The 20,438-nt window shown below is 61.6% G+C and carries 19 protein-coding genes; 10 read left to right on the forward strand and 9 right to left on the reverse strand.

The annotated features are described in order from the left end of the window. Positions 1-220: 220 nt before the first annotated feature. From ACM1ZW_RS26325 to ACM1ZW_RS26370, 10 genes are all read left to right on the forward strand, one after another. Positions 221-574 (forward strand): hypothetical protein, encoded by a 354-nt coding sequence (locus tag ACM1ZW_RS26325; protein WP_017338463.1) that lies wholly within the window; start codon positions 221-223, stop codon positions 572-574. A 285-nt stretch (positions 575-859) separates the two neighbouring features. Next, the gene (locus ACM1ZW_RS26330; RefSeq protein WP_008150800.1) at positions 860-1,819 is read left to right on the forward strand and encodes an AAA family ATPase; all 960 of its coding nucleotides are present in this window, start codon (positions 860-862) and stop codon (positions 1,817-1,819) included. A 5-nt stretch (positions 1,820-1,824) separates the two neighbouring features. Further along, positions 1,825-2,769, forward strand: a complete 945-nt coding sequence (locus tag ACM1ZW_RS26335) for a DUF58 domain-containing protein (protein WP_017338462.1) — start codon at positions 1,825-1,827, stop codon at positions 2,767-2,769. After that, entirely contained in the window at positions 2,766-3,260 is a 495-nt protein-coding gene (locus ACM1ZW_RS26340; protein ID WP_017338461.1) for a DUF4381 domain-containing protein, read from the forward strand. The genes ACM1ZW_RS26335 and ACM1ZW_RS26340 overlap by 4 nt, the downstream gene beginning before the upstream one ends. Then, positions 3,253-4,332 (forward strand): vWA domain-containing protein, encoded by a 1,080-nt coding sequence (locus ACM1ZW_RS26345; protein WP_414885197.1) that lies wholly within the window; start codon positions 3,253-3,255, stop codon positions 4,330-4,332. Before ACM1ZW_RS26340 ends, ACM1ZW_RS26345 begins: the two co-directional genes overlap by 8 nt. Beyond that, positions 4,329-6,065: a tetratricopeptide repeat protein gene (locus ACM1ZW_RS26350; protein ID WP_416739685.1), complete on the forward strand. Its 1,737-nt coding sequence runs from the start codon at positions 4,329-4,331 to the stop codon at positions 6,063-6,065. Before ACM1ZW_RS26345 ends, ACM1ZW_RS26350 begins: the two co-directional genes overlap by 4 nt. Then, complete coding sequence (locus ACM1ZW_RS26355) at positions 6,062-7,702, forward strand: BatD family protein (RefSeq protein WP_017338458.1); 1,641 nt, start codon at positions 6,062-6,064, stop codon at positions 7,700-7,702. Before ACM1ZW_RS26350 ends, ACM1ZW_RS26355 begins: the two co-directional genes overlap by 4 nt. A gap of 265 nt (positions 7,703-7,967) precedes the next feature. Further along, positions 7,968-9,212 (forward strand): exonuclease SbcCD subunit D C-terminal domain-containing protein, encoded by a 1,245-nt coding sequence (locus ACM1ZW_RS26360; protein ID WP_416739686.1) that lies wholly within the window; start codon positions 7,968-7,970, stop codon positions 9,210-9,212. Then, complete coding sequence (locus ACM1ZW_RS26365; RefSeq protein ID WP_416739687.1) at positions 9,209-12,850, forward strand: AAA family ATPase; 3,642 nt, start codon at positions 9,209-9,211, stop codon at positions 12,848-12,850. Before ACM1ZW_RS26360 ends, ACM1ZW_RS26365 begins: the two co-directional genes overlap by 4 nt. Continuing rightward, entirely contained in the window at positions 12,847-13,443 is a 597-nt protein-coding gene (locus ACM1ZW_RS26370) for a glutathione S-transferase (RefSeq protein WP_416739688.1), read from the forward strand. Before ACM1ZW_RS26365 ends, ACM1ZW_RS26370 begins: the two co-directional genes overlap by 4 nt. Before the next feature lie 149 nt (positions 13,444-13,592). Here ACM1ZW_RS26370 and ACM1ZW_RS26375 read toward each other — a convergent pair whose 3' ends face one another. The 9 genes from ACM1ZW_RS26375 to ACM1ZW_RS26415 form a co-directional block, all read right to left on the reverse strand. After that, on the reverse strand, positions 13,593-13,850 hold the full coding sequence (locus ACM1ZW_RS26375) for a hypothetical protein (protein WP_017338454.1): 258 nt from the start codon (positions 13,848-13,850) through the stop codon (positions 13,593-13,595). Then, the gene (locus ACM1ZW_RS26380; RefSeq protein WP_017338453.1) at positions 13,847-14,059 is read right to left on the reverse strand and encodes a hypothetical protein; all 213 of its coding nucleotides are present in this window, start codon (positions 14,057-14,059) and stop codon (positions 13,847-13,849) included. Before ACM1ZW_RS26380 ends, ACM1ZW_RS26375 begins: the two co-directional genes overlap by 4 nt. Before the next feature lie 115 nt (positions 14,060-14,174). After that, positions 14,175-14,300: a hypothetical protein gene (locus ACM1ZW_RS26385; RefSeq protein ID WP_017338452.1), complete on the reverse strand. Its 126-nt coding sequence runs from the start codon at positions 14,298-14,300 to the stop codon at positions 14,175-14,177. Positions 14,301-14,511: 211 nt separating this feature from the next. Continuing rightward, a complete protein-coding gene (locus ACM1ZW_RS26390) occupies positions 14,512-14,691 on the reverse strand; it encodes a hypothetical protein (protein ID WP_031318838.1) in 180 nt (59 codons plus the stop codon). Between the two features lie 155 nt (positions 14,692-14,846). Further along, complete coding sequence (locus tag ACM1ZW_RS26395; RefSeq protein WP_416740847.1) at positions 14,847-16,016, reverse strand: lactonase family protein; 1,170 nt, start codon at positions 16,014-16,016, stop codon at positions 14,847-14,849. Next, the gene (locus ACM1ZW_RS26400; protein WP_416739689.1) at positions 16,009-16,305 is read right to left on the reverse strand and encodes a DUF5629 family protein; all 297 of its coding nucleotides are present in this window, start codon (positions 16,303-16,305) and stop codon (positions 16,009-16,011) included. Before ACM1ZW_RS26400 ends, ACM1ZW_RS26395 begins: the two co-directional genes overlap by 8 nt. Before the next feature lie 138 nt (positions 16,306-16,443). Next, entirely contained in the window at positions 16,444-18,024 is a 1,581-nt protein-coding gene (locus ACM1ZW_RS26405; RefSeq protein WP_017338448.1) for an aldehyde dehydrogenase (NADP(+)), read from the reverse strand. A 10-nt stretch (positions 18,025-18,034) separates the two neighbouring features. Further along, complete coding sequence (gene araD1, locus ACM1ZW_RS26410) at positions 18,035-19,027, reverse strand: AraD1 family protein (RefSeq protein WP_414885201.1); 993 nt, start codon at positions 19,025-19,027, stop codon at positions 18,035-18,037. A 65-nt stretch (positions 19,028-19,092) separates the two neighbouring features. Then, positions 19,093-20,415, reverse strand: coding sequence for an MFS transporter (locus ACM1ZW_RS26415; RefSeq protein ID WP_017338446.1), 1,323 nt, complete (start codon positions 20,413-20,415; stop codon positions 19,093-19,095). Between the last annotated feature and the right edge of the window lie 23 nt (positions 20,416-20,438).

Here is a 20,438-nt window from a genome sequence, read left to right on the forward strand (position 1 = left end):
GGCACGCAGCTCAAGGCCTGCGCATCGAACAACACTAGCAGCCGTGTAGGAAATTGGGCGTTTTATGCCCGGATTTGCGGCACATTCGTGCCAGAAATGACCAGCACCGCCCCGAATGTTCACGACACATTCTCTGACACTCGACCGAGCAGAAATTCCCGAGGGCTGGCAGAATTGCCTTTTGTTGTGTTCACAACGCTCGCCGAGCCAGGATTTCCCCATGCAAATGACCACCTCCCTGTTGATCGTCAACCCGTGTGACGAGGAAGAAGACAACATGGCCATGCTCGCCTGCCACAGCGATCAGGGTGAGATGTTCCTGATGAGCCGCTATCCCGACGAGGACGAGCTGGAGATCACCCTTGATGGCGAGCCTTCGACGCTGGACGGCGTGAAAGTGACGCTCAGCCCTACCCGGTTACTGATCGAAATCGCGGCGGCGGATGCGGATGCATTGAATGGCGATGATTCGCTGGAGATCATTCACAGTACCGATGCGAGTGATCTGGCTGAGGTGGAAGAAACGTTGCAGAACATTCTCAAAGGTACTGGCACCTATATCAGCCAGCTCTGAATTTCAGTAGCTGTACCGGCCTCGTCGCGAGCAGGCTCGCTTCCACAATCGATCGCGTTTTTTCCGACAGAACCCGGTCACTGTGACAGCGAGCCCGCTCGTGATGAGGCCCGAATCAACGACACCACTCCCCGACCCGCACAAATTTCCAACACTTTCACCCATCTATTCCCGCACTTTGCACAAAATGCCGTTAGTCGCCGCCCCCCGCGATGGATTAAAGTAACGCCCCCAGCCCTGGCGTTATTCGAACGTCTTCGGTCACCTTTCCAGGAACAGTCATCGATGGAACATCGTGAAGCGCTGCTCGCGCTGCGAACCTTTCTTTCAACGCAGATTCTCGGCCAGGAAAAACTCATCGAGCGCTTGCTCATCGCCTTGCTTGCCGACGGCCACATGCTGGTCGAGGGCGCGCCGGGCCTGGCCAAGACCAAAGCGATCAAAGAACTCGCCGAAGGCATCGAAGCCCAGTTCCATCGCATTCAGTTCACTCCCGACCTGTTGCCTGCCGACATCACCGGCACGGAAATCTATCGCCCGGAAACCGGCAGTTTCGTGTTCCAGCAAGGCCCGATCTTCCACAACCTGGTGTTGGCAGACGAAATCAACCGGGCCCCGGCCAAGGTTCAGTCGGCGCTGCTCGAAGCCATGGGCGAGCGGCAGGTCAGTGTCGGGCGCAGTACCTACGAGCTGTCGCCGCTGTTCCTGGTGATGGCCACGCAAAACCCGATCGAGCAGGAAGGCACCTATCCGCTGCCTGAAGCCCAGCTCGATCGCTTCCTGATGCATGTGAAAATCGGTTTCCCGGACGCGGCGGTCGAACGGCGCATCCTGCAACAAGCCCGTGGCGAAGCCTTGAACGGCGAGACCAAGCCCGAGCGCCGGGTCAGCCAGCAGGCCATTTTCGCCGCACGCAAGGAAATCCTCGGTCTGTACATGGCCGACGCCGTGGAGGAATACCTGGTGCAACTGGTCATGGCCACACGCACCCCGGCCAAGTTCGACCCGGAGATGGCCGAGTGGATCGCCTACGGCGCCAGCCCGCGTGGCTCGATTGCCCTCGACCGTTGTGCCCGGGCCCACGCCTGGCTGGCCGGTCGCGACTTCGTCAGCCCGGAAGACATTCAAGCCGTGCTGTTCGACGTGTTGCGCCACCGCATCATTCTTTCCTTTGAAGCCGAAGCCGCTGGCATCGACCAGGACCGGGTGGTCCAGCGGATTCTCGACGTTGTAGCCGTCGCTTGACCCCGATGAACGCCATCCTGCCGCCCGAGCCGGGCATCCGCGTCAGCCTCGCCGAGCTGATCGAGATGCGCCATCGTGTGCGTGAAGTGCAGTTGTTTTCCACGCCGAGCCAGCGCAGCCCGCTGATCGGCCTGCACCACTCCAAGCTGCGTGGCCGTGGCGTGGACTTCGACCAGGTGCGGGTCTATCAGGCCGGCGACGACGTACGCAGCATCGACTGGCGCGTCACCGCCCGCACACAGGAGCCGCACACCAAGCTGTTCCATGAAGAACGCGAGCGACCGATTTTCATTATGGTCGAGCAAAGCCGACGGCTGTTTTTCGGTTCAGGGCTGATGTTCAAATCGGTGCTCGCCGCCCAGGCCGCGAGCCTGATTGGCTGGGCTGCGCTCGGCCACAACGATCGCGTCGGCGGGCTGGTGTTCGGCGATACCGAACACTACGAAATCAAGCCCCGGCGCAGCAAACAGAGCCTGCTGCAATTTCTCAACCGACTGGTGCGTGTCAATCAGTCGTTGCACACCGAAAGCGAACAGAACCGCGATGCCCTCAACCTGGCCCTGCGTCGTGCCCGGGAGGTGCTGCGCCCCGGCAGCCTGGTAATCGTGATCTGCGACGAGCGCGCGTTGACCGAGGGCTCCGAACAGCAACTAAGCTTGCTGTCCCGCCATTGCGACCTGTTGCTGCTGCCGCTGTCCGATCCACTGGACCACGCCCTGCCCGCTGCCGGCCTTTTGCGGTTTGTCGAACGCGGCGCGCAGCTGGAACTCGACACGCTGAATTTCGACTTGCGCCAGACCTACCGCGCCCAGGCTGAAGCGCGCATCGCCCATTGGGAATTGCTCGCGCAAAAGCTTCGCGTATTGTTGATGCCCCTGAGCACCCAGAGCGAGATGGTCGAACAACTGCGCGAGTACCTGAACCCGCAGAAGCCGGGGAAACATCGATGAGCAGCCTCGATCAACTGCAACCGCTGATTTCCCCTCCTCCACCAGGCTTCTGGCCACCCGCGCCGGGCTGGTGGTTGTTGCTGCTGTTGCTGCCGCTGATCGGTTTCGGCCTGTGGAAGGCGCGGCGCTTCCTGCCCAACAAGCGCCCCATCGTGCGTGCCGAACAACCGCTGGACCCGGTACGCCTCGCCGCACTGGCGGAACTGGCGTTGATGCCCAAACCGTACGACGGCGCACCGGCCGGCGCCTGGCTGCAGCAGCTCAACGGCCTGCTCAAACGCCTGTGCCGCAACCATTACCCCTACAGCCAGAGCCACACCCTCAACGGGCGCAAATGGCTGGCATTCCTCGACAACCGCTGCCCGGCCGCCGGCCTGACGCGCTGGATGGTGTTGGTCGAAGGCGCTTACAAACCCGAATGCAAACTCGACGACAAGGCCATCGCCGGCCTGACGCAAGCCGTCGACACGTGGATTCGCAAACATGTTTGAGTTCGCCTGGCCTTGGATCTTCGCCCTGCTGCCGCTGCCCTGGTTAATGCGCATCGTGCTGCCGGTGGCCGACAGCGGCGAACCGGCGCTCAAAGTCAGTTTCCTCAGCGACCTCGAAGGCCTGGCCCGGCGTCGCGCTCGGGCCAATCTGCCGGCCTGGCGCCAGCAAGCGCCGTTCATGCTGCTGTGGCTGTTTTTGCTGATCGCCGCGGCGCGCCCGCAGTGGCTCGGCGAACCGTTACCCATTGCCGCCAGTGGCCGTGACCTGCTGGTGGCGGTGGACGTTTCCGGCTCCATGGACTTCCCCGACATGCAGTGGCGAGACGATGAAGTCAGCCGCCTGACGCTGGTGCAACATTTGCTCGGCGATTTTCTGGAGAGTCGCGAAGGCGACCGTGTCGGCCTGATCCTCTTCGGCAGCCGGGCGTATCTGCAGGCACCCCTGACGTTTGACCGGCGCACTGTGCGGGTCTGGCTCGACGAAGCGCGCATCGGTATCGCCGGCAAGAACACCGCCATCGGCGACGCTATCGGCCTCGCGATCAAACGCCTGCGCATGCGTCCGGCGCAAAGCCGCGTGCTGATTCTGGTGACGGACGGCGCCAATAACGGCGGCGAAATCGACCCGCTGACGGCAGCGCGGCTGGCGGCCAATGAAGGCGTGAAAATCTACCCGATCGGCATCGGCGCCGATCCCGAGGACAGCGGCACCGCAGCATTCCTCGGGATCAACCCGAGCCTGGACCTCGACGAACCTGCGTTGAAGGCCATCGCCACCGCCACGGGCGGCCAGTATTTCCGCGCTCGCGACGGCAAGGAGTTGCAAGCGATCAAGGAAACTCTCGATCAACTGGAGCCGGTGACTCAACAACCGACCCAGGCCCGTCCGGCCCAGACGTTGTATCACTGGCCGTTGGCGATAGCGCTGCTGTTGAGCATGCTGCTGGTCATCCGCGAACGCTGGCCGGACAACCCGTTGCAGCGTCTGTTTACCAGGGATCTGTTCTTGCAGACACCATTGCCTGACTGGCGCCAACGGCTCAAGCGCCTGCGCCTGCGGAGGCGCCGATGAGCGAACTGTGGCCTTACTGGTTCCGCCCTTGGTGGCTGCTGCTGTTGCCGCTGCTTGGCTGGTTGCTCTGGCAGCTCTGGCATCGGCAGAAGCGCGCCGGTCGCTGGCAGATGATTCTGCCACCCGCCTTTCATTCCGCGCTGCTCAGTGGCGGCAACGGACGCGAGAGCAAACTGCCGTGGGTCGCGCTCGGCGTAGCGTGGCTGTTAACGATACTGGCGCTGCTCGGACCGAGCTGGGAGCGTGTCGAGCAAACCAGTCAGAAACCGGCCGACCCGCTGGTGGTTATTCTGGAGCTGACCCCGGAAATGCTCGCCACCGACGTGACGCCTAACCGGCTGGAACAGGCCCGGCGCAAGCTGTTCGACCTGCTGCAGAATCGCAGCGACGCGCAGACCGCCATTGTTGTCTACGCAGGCAGCGCGCACACGCTGGTGCCGCTGTCGGATGACCTCTCCACCAGTCGTAATCTGCTGGATGCGCTCAAACCGTCGCTGATGCCCCTGGCCGGCCATCGCGCCGACCTTGCGGTGAACAAGGCCCTTGCGCTGTTGACTCAGAGTGCCTTGGGTGACGGCAGGATCCTGCTGGTCGGCTCGTCCTTGACCGACCTGGAACGCGAAGGGATTCAGCAGGCGCTGGACGGCAAGTCGACAGAATTCCTGATGCTCGGCATCGGCACCGCCGAAGGTGCGCCAATCACGCAGGAAGACGGCAGTTTCCTCAAGGACGATCAGGGCGCAATTCTGGTCCCGCACCTGGACGAGCCGAGCCTGAAAGCGTTCGTCAACGGCCTCGACGGGCGTTATCGCCATGGGGGGCTGGACGACGCCGACCTGCGCGCCCTCGGCCTGCTCGACGGTCCACGTCATCTGCGCAACGATGGCCAGACCTTGCGCCTCGATACCTGGGCCGATCAGGGTTACTGGCTGCTGTTGCCGTTGCTGCTGTTGGCAGCCTGCGCCGGTCGTCGCGGCTGGTTGTTCTGCCTGCCGTTGCTGTTCCTGTTTCCGCAACCGAGCTACGCCTTCGACTTTGAGGACTTGTGGCTGCGCCCGGATCAACAGGGGCTGCACCTGCTCAAGAAGAAGCGCCCCGCCGAAGCCGCGCAACACTTCGAAGATCGACAATGGCAAGGCGTCGCGCTCTATGAGTCCGGCGACTACAGCGGCGCCGCCCAGCGGTTCGCCGAAGGCAATGACGCCCACGCCCACTACAATCGTGGCAACGCGCTGGCAAAGAGCGGAGAGCTGGAAGCCGCGCTGGATGCTTACGAACAGGCGCTGGAACGTCAACCAGACCTGCGCCCGGCGCAGACCAACAAGGCCTTGGTGGAAAATCTGCTCAAACAGAAAAACACACCGCCCCCCGTCGAGCCGGACAAAACCGAAGGCGACGACACCGGAACCCCGCAGGAACCGCCGCCCGGCGCCGCCACCCAACCGTCGAACAGTGGCGAACCGAAGTCCGACGCCCAGACGGCTACACCCGATGCGGAACAGTCGGATACGACAGCCCCGCGCCCCGGCACCAATGAAGTGCCCGGCAGTGAGTTGGGCGACGAACAAAGCACCACCCCGCCATTGCGCCCGGCCGGCGATGCCATCGATGGCGAACAGCGTCAGGCGCTGGAGCAATGGCTGCGCAAGATTCCGGATGATCCGGGTGAATTGCTCAGACGCAAATTCTGGTACGAACAGCAACAACATCAGGATCAGGAAAAAACTCGATGACCCGCTTCACCGCTTTCTTGCTTGCCATGTTTCTCTGGACAGTTCAGGCCCAGGCTGCGGGGCTGGTCGCCAGTGTCGATCGCAGTCGCCTGAACTCCGGCGAGACGGTCGAGCTGACCCTGGAATCCAACGACGTGACGCAGTTCGGCAAGCCCGACCTGACGGCGCTGGAGCCGCTGTTCGACGTTCGCGGCACCCGCCAGGTCAACCAGTTGACCACCATTAACGGCGACAACCGCGCCACCACCCGCTGGATCATCACCCTGCTGCCGCGCCAGAACGGCAGCGTGGTGATTCCCACGTTGCAACTGGGCGACGCGCAAAGCCAGCCGATTACCCTGCAAGTGGTAGAAAGCGAAACCCAGGACAGCAAGAACAAGCTGGCGCCGGTGTTCATCGACGCCAGCCTCGATCAGAGCAGCGTGTACGTGCAGGCCCAGGCGATCCTGACCTTGCGCATCTACCATTCCGTTTCGCTGTACGACGACAGCAGCCTGACCCCGTTGCAGATTCCCGATGCGCGCATCGAGCAACTGGGTGAGTCGCGGACATACGAAAAAGACATCAACGGCCTGCGCCATGGCGTGATTGAACTGCGCTACGCGATCTACCCGCAACACAGCGGCCAGTTGATCATTCCGGCGCAGATTTTCAGCGCCACGCTGGTCGACGCCCAGCCGGCCCAGGACGCCGAATCCCAGGTGCCGAAGTCTGGCAAACTGATGCGCGTCAGCTCGGCCCAACTGCCGCTGACCGTCAAGGCAAAACCAGCCACCTATCCGGCTGACGTGCCTTGGTTACCGGCCCGCAGCCTGAGCTTGAGCGAGAGCTGGAACCCTGAGCCGGATCACGCGCAGGTGGGCGATTCGCTGACTCGCAGCCTGACCTTGAGGGCTGAAGGCCTGGCCAGTTCTCAACTGCCACCGTTGCCGGTGACCGATGTCAATGGCTTGCGCCGTTATCCGGATCAGCCGGTGCTGGTCAACCAGAACAGCGAGCGCGGCCTGATCGGCAGCCGTGAGGACCGTGAGGCGCTGGTGCCTGTTCGCGACGGTGACGTCGAGTTGCCGGCGGTGGAGGTCGTCTGGTGGAACACGTTCGAGGATCACCTGGAGCACACCAGCCTGCCGGCCCGGACCCTGCAAGTAGCGAACAATCCGGGATTGATGGTCGATAGCCCGGCGGGCATGCCGACGGTCATTTCCGCTGCCGACAACGAAGCACTCTGGTGGTGGAAACTCAGCACCGTGATGCTGGCCTGCACCACTCTGCTGGGCTTTGGCCTCTGGTGGCGCGCCCGCTGGCAACCGGCGATCCTGCGCGCGGCCCAGGCCGGCCCGAGCCCGCGCACCGTGCTCGACGACCTCAAGCGCGCCTGCCAAGCCAACGACCCCCACGCCACCCGTCAGGCCCTCGACGCCTGGGCCCGGCAACAACCGGAAACCCTGGCCGACATGGCGGCGCGATTTGTGCCGTTATCGGACGCGCTGGATGGTTTGAACGGGGCGCTGTACAGCGAAACTGGCCAGCATTGGCAGGGAGAAGAGTTGTGGCGCGCGATCAAGGCGATCCCGATTGCCGAGCGGGTTCATGATCCGGTCGGCGACAGTGGCCTGCCGCCGCTTTATCCGAAATAAACACTGCCCTGAGATGAAGAGAGCTTTTGTGGCGAGGGAGCTTGCTCCCGCTCGACTGCGCAGCAGTCGTAAATCAAGGCGACTCGGTGTATCAGAAAGATTGAAGGGGTCTGCTTCGCAGCCCAGCGGGAGCAAGCTCCCTCGCCACAGGTTTCGGCTTGATCAGATCCATCGAGCGATCAAATGTGTTTACCCGTAAACTCTCCCCCTTTTCGCCGCTGTCATTTTCCTCGCGGCTATTACCTCATTTCCTACGGAGCTCGCCTTGCGTCTGTTTCACACCTCCGACTGGCACCTTGGGCAGAGCCTGCACGGCCAGGACCGTGATTTCGAGCACGGTTGTTTCCTCGAGTGGCTGTTGCGCCAGTTGAAGCTGGACCAGCCCGATGTGCTGCTGATCGCCGGCGACATCTTCGACACGGTCAATCCACCGGTCAAAGCCCAGGAGCGCCTCTACGACTTCATCGTCAGCGCCCATGAACAACAACCGAAGCTGACCATCGTGATGATCGCCGGCAACCACGATTCAGGTTCGCGCATCGAACTGCCCGCACCGCTGATGCGTCGTTTGCGTACCCACGCTCTGGGTCGTGTGTTGTGGCTGGATGACGGGCAGCTCGACGCCGAGCGTTTGCTGCTGCCACTGCCGGACGCCAAGGGCAAAACTGTCGCCTGGTGCCTGGCGCTGCCGTTCCTGCGGCCTGCCGAAGTGACCGGCGCGCATCTGGGCGACAATTATCTGCGCGGGATCGGCCAGGTTCATGAATGGCTGATCGAAGCCGCCAACGCCAAGCGCAAGAAGGGCCAGGCGCTGATTGCCATCAGTCATGCGCACATGGCCGGCGGCTCGGTGTCGGAAGACTCCGAGCGCAGTCTGATCATCGGCAATGCTGAAGCGCTGCCTGCCAGCCTGTTCGGCCCGAGCATCAGCTACGTCGCCCTCGGTCATTTGCACAAGCCGCAGAAGGTCAACGGTGAAGAGCGCATTCGCTACAGCGGCTCGCCAATTCCATTGTCGTTCTCCGAAATCGGCTATCAGCATCAGATTCTCGATATCCAGCTCGACGGCGAAACCCTGGTCAGCGTGGAGCCGAAACTGATTCCCCGCGCCGTGAACCTGCAACGCGTCGGCCCCGCGCCCTTGGCCGAAATCCTCCTGCAACTCGCCGACCTGCCGAACATCGATCTGCTGGCGGATATTCAGCGTCAGCCATGGCTGGAAGTCCGGGTTCGCCTGGATGAGCCGCAACCCGATTTGCGCCACCAGGTGGAATCGGCCCTGCAAGGCAAAGCCGTGCGCCTGGTGCGCATCGCCGCTGAGTACGCGGGCAACGGCAGTCGCGATGGCGTCGATGACGGCGCCCCCCTGATCGAACTGGACCAACTCACCCCTCAGGAACTGTTCAGCCGCGCCTGGCTGGACAACTACGGCAGCGAGGTCGACGAGCAAACGCTGCAAGACTTTGCCGAGTTGTTGCAGGACGTGCAGATGGAGAGCGAACAGCCATGAAAATTCTCGCGATCCGCCTGAAAAACCTCGCCTCGTTGGCCGGGCCGTTTGAAATAGACTTCACCACCGAACCGCTGGCCAGCGCCGGTTTGTTCGCGATCACCGGGCCCACCGGCGCCGGCAAAAGCACCTTGCTCGATGCCTTGTGCCTGGCGCTGTTCGGCGCCGTGCCACGACTGAGCAACGCTCAAGCGTCGGCCAAGGCGCCGGACGCCGACGGCGAGATCAGCACCGGCGACCCTCGCACACTGCTGCGTCGCGGCACCGGTGAAGGCTATGCCGAGGTGGATTTCGTCGGCATCGATGGCCGCCGCTACCGCGCTCGCTGGGAAGCCAATCGCGCCCGGGAAAAGGCCGGCGGCAAGCTGCAAGCCAGCCGTCAGAGTTTGCGCGACATCGACCTGGATCAGCTGCTGGCCAGTCAGAAAGTCGAGTTCAAGGCCCAGCTCGAAGCCGTCCTTGGTTTGAACTTCGAGCAGTTCACCCGCGCCGTGTTGCTGGCCCAGAGTGAGTTCAGTGCGTTCCTCAAAGCCAATGACAACGAGCGCAGCGAACTGCTGGAAAAACTCACTGACACTGCGCTCTATACGCGCCTGGGTCGCCGCGCGTTCGACAAGACCAAAGAGGCCCGCGAAATCCACAAGCTGTTGCTGGATCAAGCCACCGGCGTCACACCGCTGGCGCCCGAAGCCCGTGCGGAGCTGGATGAACGCTTCAATGAGGCGCAGCAGCAACTCAAAAACCAACAGGCGCAACTCAAGCAATTAGAGCTGCAACACACGTGGCTGAAAGAGCTGCGCCAGTTGCAGGACGAACAGCTCAGCGCCACCGAACAACTGACCAGCGCCCAACAGGATTGGGAAAGCCTGGCCGGCGAACGCCTGAAGCTGACCCGCCTGGAACACCTGGCGCCCCAACGGCACCAGTTCGCCCGTCAGACCGAACTCAGTACCCGCCTCACGCCGCTGGCTGAGCAGATTCAGCAGCACACCCGGCAAGAACAGGAGTTGCAGGCGCGTCAGACGCAACTCGAACACAGTCTGGGCGCCGCGCAAACCGCGCTGGTCGAGGCGCAAAGCCAACACACATCAAGTGTGCCACTGCTGCGTCAGGCCTTTGAGGCGCAAAGCACCCTCGCCCGCCTGATCAAGGACACCGGCCTCAGTGCCGACCTCAAGCAGCAGGCAGAACTGGCCTGCTCTGAAGGCCAACAGACAATCCAAGGTTTGCTCGATCAGCAGAATCGGGTCGCCGAGCGCCTGCAACGGATTGCTGCCGAGCTTGAGCAAAGCACCCATCTTGCGCCGCTCAGCGACGCCTGGAACGCCTACCGCGACCGTCTTCAGCAGTTGATGCTGATCGGCAATCGCCTGAACAAGGGGCAGGCCGAACTGGCGTCACTGGAACTCAACGCCAGCCGTGCCGCCGAAGAATGGGCCACGCAAAAACAAAACCTGGAAGTGCTCTACAAAGAGGCCGGCGCCGAGCCGGAAGCGGTGGCCGAACAGATCCAGTTGCTGGGCAATCTGTTGCAAGACAATCGCAAGCAACTGCGCAGCTTTGAGGAACTGACGCGTCTGTGGGCCAGCCAGCAGGAGCTGGACAAGCGCATTGCGGAACTGCAGCAACGCCAAACCATTGCCCAGCAGGAACGTGACCGCCTGACCCAGGACGGGGTGAAAACCAAAAACGAACTGACCGTCGCCGAACAGACCCTGACGGTGACTCGCGAACTGCTGGAACGCCAGCGCCTGGCCCGCAGCGCCAGCGTGGAAGAACTGCGCGAGCAGTTGCAGGATGATCAGCCGTGCCCGGTTTGCGGCAGCCTGGACCATCCTTATCATCAGCCCGAGGCGCTATTGCAAAGCCTCGGTCGCCATGATGAAAGCGAACAGGCCAACGCACAGAAAGCGGTGGATTTGCTCAAGGAAAAACTCACCGACCTGCGCACCGAAGTCGGCGGTGTGATTGCGCAACAAAAGGAGTTGCTGCAGCAGCAGGAACAGCTCGTCGCACAGCAGCAGAACCTGGCCCCCAGCCTCGATGTGCACCCGCTGTCAGCGCAGTTGTTCTCTCAGGACAGCGCAAAACGCGATGCCTGGCTGAACCAGCAAAACAGCCAGTTGAACCAAAGCATCACCCAGGACGAACAGCGGCAAACCGCCCTGCTCACCCTGCAACAGGACGCCGCGCGCCTTCAACAGCAACTGCGCAGCGCTGAAACCGCGAGCCTGCAGGCAGCCCAGCATCTGGCCAATCAGCAACGCGAACTAAGCAATGATCGCCAGCGTCTGGACGAAGAACTGACCGCGTTCAGCACCCTGCTCCCGGCCGACACACTGGACGCCTTGCGCAATGAGCCTGCCGCTACCTTCATGCAGCTCGACCGGCAGATCGCCCAGCGCCTGGAACAACTCGATCAGCAACGCGACGAACTCAGCGAACAGCAACAACGCCAGCAGACGCTGGAGAAGGAACAGGATCGTCAACTGACCCGCGTCCAGCAGCTGGAAGCGGCCCAGCAACAATTCTCTGCCCTCGCCGAGCAGCAACAGGCCTGCCAGCAACAACTGACGCAATTGCTCGGCTCCCACAGCAGCGCCGAACAGTGGCAGCAGCAGCTGGATCAGGCTGTCGAACAGGCGCGCCATGCCGAAACGGCTGCGAATCAGGAACTGCAATCCGTACGCACACGGCTGGTGCAACTGGCGGCGGAACTGAAAGCGCAGCAAGACCGCCTGATCGCCCTGGAAGCCGAAGACCGCGAACTGAACACGAAGATCGCCGACTGGCGCGCCTTGCATCCGGAACTGGATGACGGCGGCCTGGAGCAGTTGCTGAGCGTCGACGACCAACAGGTCAGCGAATTGCGCCAACGGTTGCAGCACAACGAAAAAGCCATCGAACAAGCCAAGGTGTTGTTACAGGAGCGCGATAAACGCCTGACCCTTCACCAGGCGCAGCACAACGGCAATCTCGATGCCGAGCAACTGGCTACCGCCCTGAACGAACTGCAAGGCCAGTTTGCCGCCAGCGAGCACCGTTGCGCCGAACTGCGCGCTGAACAGGCCGAGGATCAGCGCCGACAGAACGCCAATCAGGCGTTGACCCAACAGATCGCCGATGCCTACACCGAGTACCAGCGTTGGGCGCGCCTGAATGCGTTGATCGGTTCCGCCAGCGGCGACACCTTCCGCAAGATCGCCCAGGCCTACAACCTCGACCTGCTGGTGCATCACGCCAACGTCCAGCTACGGCAACTGGTGCGGCGCTATCGCTTGAAGCGCGGCGGCAGCATGCTCGGGTTGCTGGTGATGGACACCGAGATGGGCGACGAACTGCGTTCGGTGCATTCGTTGTCCGGCGGCGAAACCTTCCTCGTCTCCCTGGCACTGGCATTGGGCCTGGCGTCGATGGCGTCGAGCACGCTGAAAATCGAATCGCTGTTCATCGACGAAGGCTTCGGCAGCCTTGACCCGGAATCCCTGCAACTGGCCATGGATGCCCTCGACGGTTTGCAGGCGCAGGGCCGCAAGGTCGCGGTGATTTCCCACGTTCAGGAAATGCACGAACGGATTCCGGTACAGATTCAGGTCCACCGCCAGGGCAACGGTCTGAGTACGCTGGAGGTGAAATGAATACGCTGTACTCCTTCCGCCGCTGCCCGTACGCGATGCGGGCGCGGATGGCCCTGCGTTACTCGGGGGTTGCGGTGAACATCGTCGAGGTCAGCCTGAAGGCCAAGCCTGCCGAGATGCTGGCGCTGTCGAGCAAAGGCACGGTGCCGGTGCTGAGTGTGGACGGTGGAGTGATCGATGAAAGCCTGTCGATCATGCGCTGGGCGCTGGCGCAGCACGATCCTCAGGATTGGTTGCTCACCGGGGATCCTGCGGCGCAAGCGCAGATCGCTGCGCTGATCGAAGAGAACGATCAGGCGTTCAAGGTGCATCTGAATCGCTACAAGTACGCCGAGCGTTACCCCGAGCAGCCGATGGAATTTTATCGCGCCGAGGGCGAGGTGTTCTTGCGCAAGCTGGATGAGTTGCTGGAGAGGCGCGACTATTTGTTGGCGAACCATCCGAGCCTCGCGGATGTGGCGCTGATGCCGTTCATTCGGCAATTCGCCCATGTGGATCGCGAGTGGTTCGGGCAGACGCCCTATCGGCGTTTGCAGGCGTGGTTGCAACGGTTTTTGGAGTCAGACCTGTTCTGCGCAATTATGGCCAAGTAGCAACCCCCTGTGGCGAGGGAGCCTGCTCCCGCTGGGCTGCGAAGCGGCCCTTCTATTCGTCAACCACATCGAGCTTCTGGATTTACGACTGCTTTGCAGCCGAGCGGGAGCAAGCTCCCTCGCCACAATCGACCGCGTCGGTTCGCGATTCAAGCAAACACCTCACACATCTGCAGCACCGAGCAATCAATCTGGAACGGCCCGAAGAAATCGCCTGGGCGTTTCATCGGCGGATTACCGGCCAGCAGGCCCAGAGCCTTGGCGGTCTGGATGTTGTGAGCCATGTTGTGATTGGCTTCGATCGACCGCGCGACAGAGCCTGCCGAGGCTTGCCCGATTCCCAACAGGGATGAGCCATTGGTCATGAACGCCAGCAAGGCGATGATCCAGAGTCTGACCCCTTTCATGCCCCTGCCACTCCCGCCACGTCTGCGTGATCGACCACGGCGTTTTGCACACGGTGTTCGAACTGAATGGCGGGATAAGCGACCTGAATCGGTGCTTCGAATTCGTGCTGCGACTGCGCGGTAATGCTGACGACCGACACCAGCGCCACGTAAAGACCGATGGCCAGGTAGGCGCCGTATTTGGCTGAAGTGAGGATTGTGCTGGCCATGATGTTCTCCGTGGGCATGTTTCAGTGCCCACAGAATCGATCAAAAAAGCCGTGACAACCACTCAAGGTTATCCATAGTAAGCATCAGCTTCGTTGATCATTAAGCCAGTCTATTTCAGCCTTCAATAAAACTAATCATGCGCTCACGCGCTGCGTCGGGCTCGCCTGGGATGGGCGTTGCTGCCGATAAAATGGGGGTCGAATAGAGGAACAGAAGTGCCACGGCCAGACGCATCGCCATGCTGTCGATCCTTTTTATTAGAGAAGGAGTCAATAAGTCAGCGTCAAATTTAAACTCATGGCTATGTGATATCAAGCAATGCATTGATAGCAATATGATGCTGTCGTAAACGCGTTATGCAGGAGCGACATCACTCAGGCGTTCTCGAAGCTTTTCAGCTTGATCGGCGCAAGTGACTTCGCTCCTGCATAAAGGGTGCAGGGCCAGGCTTTCAGGCTTGGGTTTTGTGATCCAGCGCGGCGTAGAAGTTGGCGCTCTGTTGCAGGTATTTCTGGGTGTAGCTTTGGGTGTGGGATTTTTTGTCGCTGATTTCAACGTTGGCGCTGGCAGGCAGAGCAACGGTGGCAGAAATAGCGGAAGCGGCGATTACAGAGAAAAGATTGAAGTTCATGGCGGTATTCCTCGAAGTCAGTTGGCTTGCTTGCCCGGTGGGGCCGTGAAGCAAACTTAACCGTCGAGGCTGGCGCCTTGAAATCTTTTGTAGCATTAGCAGATATCAGTGGCATTAATAGAAGGAGGCAGGCCCCATCAACCGGGGCCTGCGGCCTATTGACGCACCACGAACTTGAGGTCGCTCGGGGCATCCATCGGCAGTTTCTGCACGGTTTTACCCAGCAGACCGCTCTTGGCATCGCGTTCGACCACGACAATCTGGTTGCTCTTCTGATTACCGATCAGCACGAAGCCGCCACTCGGGTCGAGGCTGAACTCGCGCGGGTGATCACCTTCCACCGAACGGCGTTGCAGCTCCTTGAGGTGGCCGGTGGCTGGGTCGATGGCAAACACCAGCAGCTGATTGGCCGTTCCGCGATTGCTGACATAGAGGAACTTGCCATCCCTTGAGGCATGCAACGCCGCGGCCGCCTTGTCCGACGTCGGTTGCCCGGCCGCCAAATCGACCATCTGCGTTTGCTCGAGCATGCCGTTCCGGTAATCGAACACAGCGACCTGCGCACTCATTTCCATGGTCAGCCAGGCGTGCTTGCCGTCCGCGCTGAACAGCAAGTGCCGCGGCCCGCTGCCGGGCGGCAATTGGACCGACGCCGGTGTCGCCGGGGTCAACGGCAAGTCCGGGTTGCCCTTCGGATCGAAACGATAGACGAAGATCTTGTCCGCCCCCAAATCATTGGAGAACACAAACTTGCCATCTGGCGAGGACACCGTCGAATGCACATGTGCCGACATCTGCCGTTCGGGGTTGACCCGGCTGGACGGGTGACTGCTCATCTGAACGACGGTTTTGAGCTTGCCATCGGCGCCCACCGGCAACACCGCCAACGTGCCGCCCGGATCTTCAGCCACTGAGTAATTGCTGACGAACAAATGGCTGGCATCGCCGCTGAGGCTCGAATGGGTCGGCTCGTTGCCCAGGCTCTGCACCTGATTGATCAGGCTCAGTTCATGGGTCTTCGAATCGATCGCATAACTGCTGACGCGCCCGACCGGGTCTTTCTGGCCAGGGCCGTTTTCGTTGACCGCGAACAGATAGCGCTGATCGTTGGACAGGGTCAGCCAGGACGGGTTTTCACTCTTGACCACCTGCAGGGGCCTGGCGTCGATCTGCCCGGTGGCGCTGTCGAAACTCAGGCGGTAAATGCCCTGGCTCTGGCCGGCGGTGTACGACCCCACCAACAACTGATATTGATCGGCCGCTGCCGTCTGAACGCCCATGGCGCCGACGCTGCCAGCCATCAACAGTGGCCAGAGATTACGCATCCTCATTCACTTCATCCTCGTCATCATCACCGCGGAAAGCGGTCATGCACACCAGCCGATGCTCTCCGGAATCGCCGGTGATGACCCAGCTCTGCAAGGCAGGATCAAAGATCGCAGCCTGGATCTGCGCCGGGCTGAACTCCCAATGTTTTGCCGCACGGCCGTCCATGCATTCGATGTGCAGGTTGTCGTCTTCATCGAGGGAGAATTCAAAGGCATGCAGCCCGTCGATTTCCACCATGTCGCAGTGTTCGAGGGTGCTGAGCAAGGTGTCGGTTGAGGCAGTCATGGCAGTCAATCTTTGAAGGGGAAAGACGCAATGATAGCTTAATGTGGGGGTAGCCTGAGTCGGGCGCAGAATGCATGTACACCCCGAACAACTGTGGGAGCGAGCCTGCTCGCTCCCACAGGGATGGGTGTTTAGCCGTTAGAGGGCCTCACGCGAAGGCTGGCCATCCACCAACCGCTGAATGCGCAGCGGATTGCCATTCTTCAAAGCCTCCGGCAGCAAGCTGTCCGGGTAATTCTGGAAGCACACCGGCCGCAGGAAACGGTCAATCGCCAGCGTGCCCACCGACGTGCCACGCGCATCGGACGTCGCCGGGTACGGGCCGCCATGGACCATCGAATCACACACCTCGACGCCAGTCGGATAGCCGTTGAGCAGGATCCGTCCAACCTTCTGTTCCAGCAACGCCGTCAACTCACCGAACTGTATGAAATCGTCCAGCTCGCCAATGATCGTCGCCGTCAGTTGCCCGTGCAGCCCGTTCAACGCGGCGCTGAGTTGCGCCTGATCCGCCACTTCGACAAACACCGTGGTCGGGCCGAAGACTTCCTCTTGCAGCACCTCGTCGCCATTGATCAGCAGGCTGACATCAGCCTTGAACAGTTGCGGCCGGGCCTGGTTGCCCTGTTGCGCCTGGCCGGCCAGATGCTCGATGCCCGGATGCGCGAGGAGTTTTTGCAGGCCTTTGCCATAGCTGCTCAACGTCCCGGCATTGAGCATGGTTTGCGCCGGCTGATCGTTGATCAACCCCGCCACCTGCTGCACGAATGCACTGAACTGCGGCGAGCGAATGCCAATCACCAGGCCAGGGTTGGTGCAGAACTGGCCACAGCCTTGAACCACCGAAGCCGTCAGGTCACGGGCGACGGTTTCAGCCCGGGCTTCCAGCGCCTGCGGCAACACGATCACCGGGTTGATGCTCGACATCTCGGCGAACACCGGGATCGGCTGCGCACGGGCTGCAGCCATGTCGCACAAGGCTCGACCACCCTTGAGCGAACCGGTAAAACCGACGGCCTGGATCGCCGGATGCTTGACCAGCGCTTCACCGACCCCGCCGCCGTAAATCATGTTGAATACACCGGCCGGCATGCCGGTTTTTTCGGCGGCGCGGATGATCGCATCCGCAACCTGCTCGGCCGTCGCCATGTGACCACTGTGGGCCTTGAACACCACCGGGCAACCGGCGGCCAGGGCTGAAGCGGTGTCGCCACCGGCAGTGGAAAAGGCCAGGGGGAAATTGCTCGCGCCAAACACGGCAACCGGGCCGAGGCCGATGCGGTACTGACGCAGGTCGGGGCGTGGCAACGGCTTGCGATCCGGCAATGCCCGATCGATCCGCGCACCATAGAAATCACCGCGACGCAGGACCTTGGCGAACAGGCGCATCTGACCACTGGTGCGACCGCGTTCGCCTTGAATGCGCGCTGCGGGCAACGCGGTTTCGCGGCAAACCACGGCGACAAATTCATCGCCCAAGGCGTCGAGTTCGTCGGCAATGGCATCGAGAAATTGCGCACGGCGTTCGGCACTCAAGCTGCGAAACGCCGGGTAAGCGGCAGCGGCAGACGTGGCGGCGGCATCCACTTCTTCCGGCGTGGCCTGGAGGAAATCGTAAGGCAACGCTTCGCCAGTACTGGCGTCGATGCTCTGGAGTTTGACGGCGCCGGCGGCACTGCGCTGGCCGCCGATGTAGTTGTGACCAAGAATCCGGGTCATGCATGTCTCCTTAAAGAGTGCCGATGGTGCCGGGCTCGAACGCCGCTGCAACCGGTGCAATACCGTTGATCAACGGTGCGCCGAACTCGGCCTGACTGATTTCGAACACGTCACCCGGTCGGGTGCGGATGCCGTCGGCAAAGGACAGGGTCGCGGTGCCGAAGAAGTGAATGTGCACGTCCCCCGGACGCAGGAACTGGCTGTATTTGAAATGGTGGTACTCGAGGTTTTCCAGGCTGTGGCACATGTTGGCCTCGCCGCTGAGAAACTCGTTCTGCCACAGCACTTCGCCGTTACGCAAAATGCGGCTGGTGCCCGCCAGATGTTCCGGCAGTTCACCGACCCGCAATTCCGGGCCATAACTGCAACTGCGCAATTTCGAGTGGGCCAGGTACAGGTAATTCTTGCGTTCCATGACGTGGTCGGAGAACTCGTTGCCCACTGCGAACCCGAGGCGATACGGCTTGCCATCGTGGCCGATGACGTAGAGGCCGCTGAGCTCGGGCTCTTCGCCGGCGTCTTCAGCGAAGGGTGGCAGCGGGAACGGATGGCCGGGGCGCACGACGATGCTGCCGTCACCTTTATAGAACCACTCTGGTTGAACGCCGGCCTGCCCCGTTGCCGGTTTGCCACCCTCCACGCCCCATTTGAAAATGCGCATGGTGTCGGTCATCGCCGCTTCGTCGCCGGCCTGCTGATGCATCTTGTCCCGCGCCGAGGCGCTGCCCAAATGGGTCAGGCCGGTGCCGCTGACAAGCATGTGCGCAGGGTCCGGATGGTCCAGCGGTGGCAGGATGCGCAGTTCGGCCAGCAGTTGTGCATAGTCATGGCTGATGCCCAGGCCCTGGGTTCGTACCTGCTGCTCAAGATTGACGCCGGCCTCGATCGCCGCCAGTGCCACATCGCGCACCGTGCGCGCGTCTTGTACTTCACGGACCCGATCGTCCTCGACCACGCCGACGCGGCGCTCGCCGTTAATCAATTCGAATTGAACCAGACGCATGAGACTTCTCCTATTGTTCAGAACACCACGGCCCTATGGCAGCGGCGGTGATTGTTTCTTTCTTGTCAGGTGCGGGTGGCACCACGTGCGCTGGCAGCAAACTGGTCGGCCGGCAGCACATGCTTACGCTCCAGCAACCGATAAACCACGCCGGTCAACACCAACCCGAACACCATCACCCCCGAAAGGAAGTACAACCCCGACGCCAGGTTCCCGGTGTATTCCTTCAGCGCACCAATCACGAACGGGCCGATGTAGCCGCCGAGGTTGCCCACCGAGTTGATCAACGCAATCCCCGCCGCCGCGCTGGCGCCGGCAAAGAACCGGCCGGGCAAGGTCCAGAACACCGCCGTGCAGGAGAACAGAGCGAACGCCACCAGGCACAACGCCGCCAGTTGCAGCACCGGCACCGTCAGCCAGGCGCTGAGGAACAGGCCGATGGCACCCAGCACATAGAGCACCGCCAGGTGGCCGTAGCGATCATTCAAGCGATCGGAACTGCGCGGAATGATCAGCAAGCCGATGATCCCGAAAATGTACGGCACCGATGACACGAAACCGGTGACCAGGTCGGTGCCGCCGAACTGTTTGATCAGCGTCGGCAGCCACAGGCCGAGCCCATAAATGCTCAGGGTCACCGGCAGATAAAACAGCGCCAGCAGCAACACGCGTTTGTCCTTGAGCGCATGCAACGGATTGCCATGTCGGGTCTGGCCGTATTCTTCCAGGTCTTTTTTCAGCTCGCCGGCCAGCCAGTCTTTCTCGGGCTGATCCATCCACTTCACCTGTTGCGGACCATCCGGCAGCCAACGCAGCACCGGCCAGGTCAGCAGGATCGCCGGGGTGCCGATGACGATGAACAGCCACTGCCAGCCATGCAGACCAAGAATGCCGTCCATACCCAGCAGGCCGCCGGACACCGGGCCGGTGATCAGCATGGCGATCGGTTGGGACAGGATGAACAAGCCGAGGATCTTGCCTCTATGGCGAACCGGGAACCATTGGGTGATGTAGTACAGAACGCCCGGGAAGAACCCGGCTTCGGCGGCGCCCAGCAGAAAGCGCATCACATAAAAGCTGTGCGGTCCCTGGACGAACGCCATGCCGATGGTGATGGCACCCCAGGTGACCATGATCCGCGCAAACCAGCGCCGTGCGCCAAAGCGCTCGAGCATCAGGTTGCTGGGGATTTCCAGCAGGAAGTAACCAATGAAAAACAACCCGGCACCGAGGCCGTAAGCCGCGTCGCCGATACCGATGTCGGCGCCCATGTGCAGCTTGGCGAAGCCTACGGCGGAGCGATCCACATAGGCGATCAGGTACAGCAGGATCAGGAAGGGAATCAGTTTCAGCGTGATGCGACGTATAAGCCGCAGTTCCTGGCTCATGAGATCGGTCTCCGATTGTTGTT

Origin of the sequence: Pseudomonas sp. NFX71, assembly GCF_048079215.1 — a bacterium.
Classification (GTDB): Bacteria; Pseudomonadota; Gammaproteobacteria; order Pseudomonadales; family Pseudomonadaceae; genus Aquipseudomonas; species Aquipseudomonas fluorescens_B.

Excerpts from the sequence above, each read along its gene's own strand:
- ACM1ZW_RS26325 (WP_017338463.1), top strand. The coding sequence starts at position 221 with ATGCAAATGACCACCTCCCTGTTGATCGTCAACCCGTGTGACGAGGAA.
- ACM1ZW_RS26330 (WP_008150800.1), top strand. The coding sequence starts at position 860 with ATGGAACATCGTGAAGCGCTGCTCGCGCTGCGAACCTTTCTTTCAACG.
- ACM1ZW_RS26335 (WP_017338462.1), top strand. The coding sequence starts at position 1,825 with ATGAACGCCATCCTGCCGCCCGAGCCGGGCATCCGCGTCAGCCTCGCC.
- ACM1ZW_RS26340 (WP_017338461.1), top strand. The coding sequence starts at position 2,766 with ATGAGCAGCCTCGATCAACTGCAACCGCTGATTTCCCCTCCTCCACCA.
- ACM1ZW_RS26345 (WP_414885197.1), top strand. The coding sequence starts at position 3,253 with ATGTTTGAGTTCGCCTGGCCTTGGATCTTCGCCCTGCTGCCGCTGCCC.
- ACM1ZW_RS26350 (WP_416739685.1), top strand. The coding sequence starts at position 4,329 with ATGAGCGAACTGTGGCCTTACTGGTTCCGCCCTTGGTGGCTGCTGCTG.
- ACM1ZW_RS26355 (WP_017338458.1), top strand. The coding sequence starts at position 6,062 with ATGACCCGCTTCACCGCTTTCTTGCTTGCCATGTTTCTCTGGACAGTT.
- ACM1ZW_RS26365 (WP_416739687.1), top strand. The coding sequence starts at position 9,209 with ATGAAAATTCTCGCGATCCGCCTGAAAAACCTCGCCTCGTTGGCCGGG.
- ACM1ZW_RS26370 (WP_416739688.1), top strand. The coding sequence starts at position 12,847 with ATGAATACGCTGTACTCCTTCCGCCGCTGCCCGTACGCGATGCGGGCG.
- ACM1ZW_RS26375 (WP_017338454.1), bottom strand. The coding sequence starts at position 13,850 with ATGAAAGGGGTCAGACTCTGGATCATCGCCTTGCTGGCGTTCATGACC.
- ACM1ZW_RS26380 (WP_017338453.1), bottom strand. The coding sequence starts at position 14,059 with ATGGCCAGCACAATCCTCACTTCAGCCAAATACGGCGCCTACCTGGCC.
- ACM1ZW_RS26385 (WP_017338452.1), bottom strand. The coding sequence starts at position 14,300 with ATGGCGATGCGTCTGGCCGTGGCACTTCTGTTCCTCTATTCGACCCCC.
- ACM1ZW_RS26390 (WP_031318838.1), bottom strand. The coding sequence starts at position 14,691 with ATGAACTTCAATCTTTTCTCTGTAATCGCCGCTTCCGCTATTTCTGCC.
- ACM1ZW_RS26395 (WP_416740847.1), bottom strand. The coding sequence starts at position 16,016 with ATGCGTAATCTCTGGCCACTGTTGATGGCTGGCAGCGTCGGCGCCATG.
- ACM1ZW_RS26400 (WP_416739689.1), bottom strand. The coding sequence starts at position 16,305 with ATGACTGCCTCAACCGACACCTTGCTCAGCACCCTCGAACACTGCGAC.
- ACM1ZW_RS26405 (WP_017338448.1), bottom strand. The coding sequence starts at position 18,024 with ATGACCCGGATTCTTGGTCACAACTACATCGGCGGCCAGCGCAGTGCC.
- araD1 (WP_414885201.1), bottom strand. The coding sequence starts at position 19,027 with ATGCGTCTGGTTCAATTCGAATTGATTAACGGCGAGCGCCGCGTCGGC.
- ACM1ZW_RS26415 (WP_017338446.1), bottom strand. The coding sequence starts at position 20,415 with ATGAGCCAGGAACTGCGGCTTATACGTCGCATCACGCTGAAACTGATT.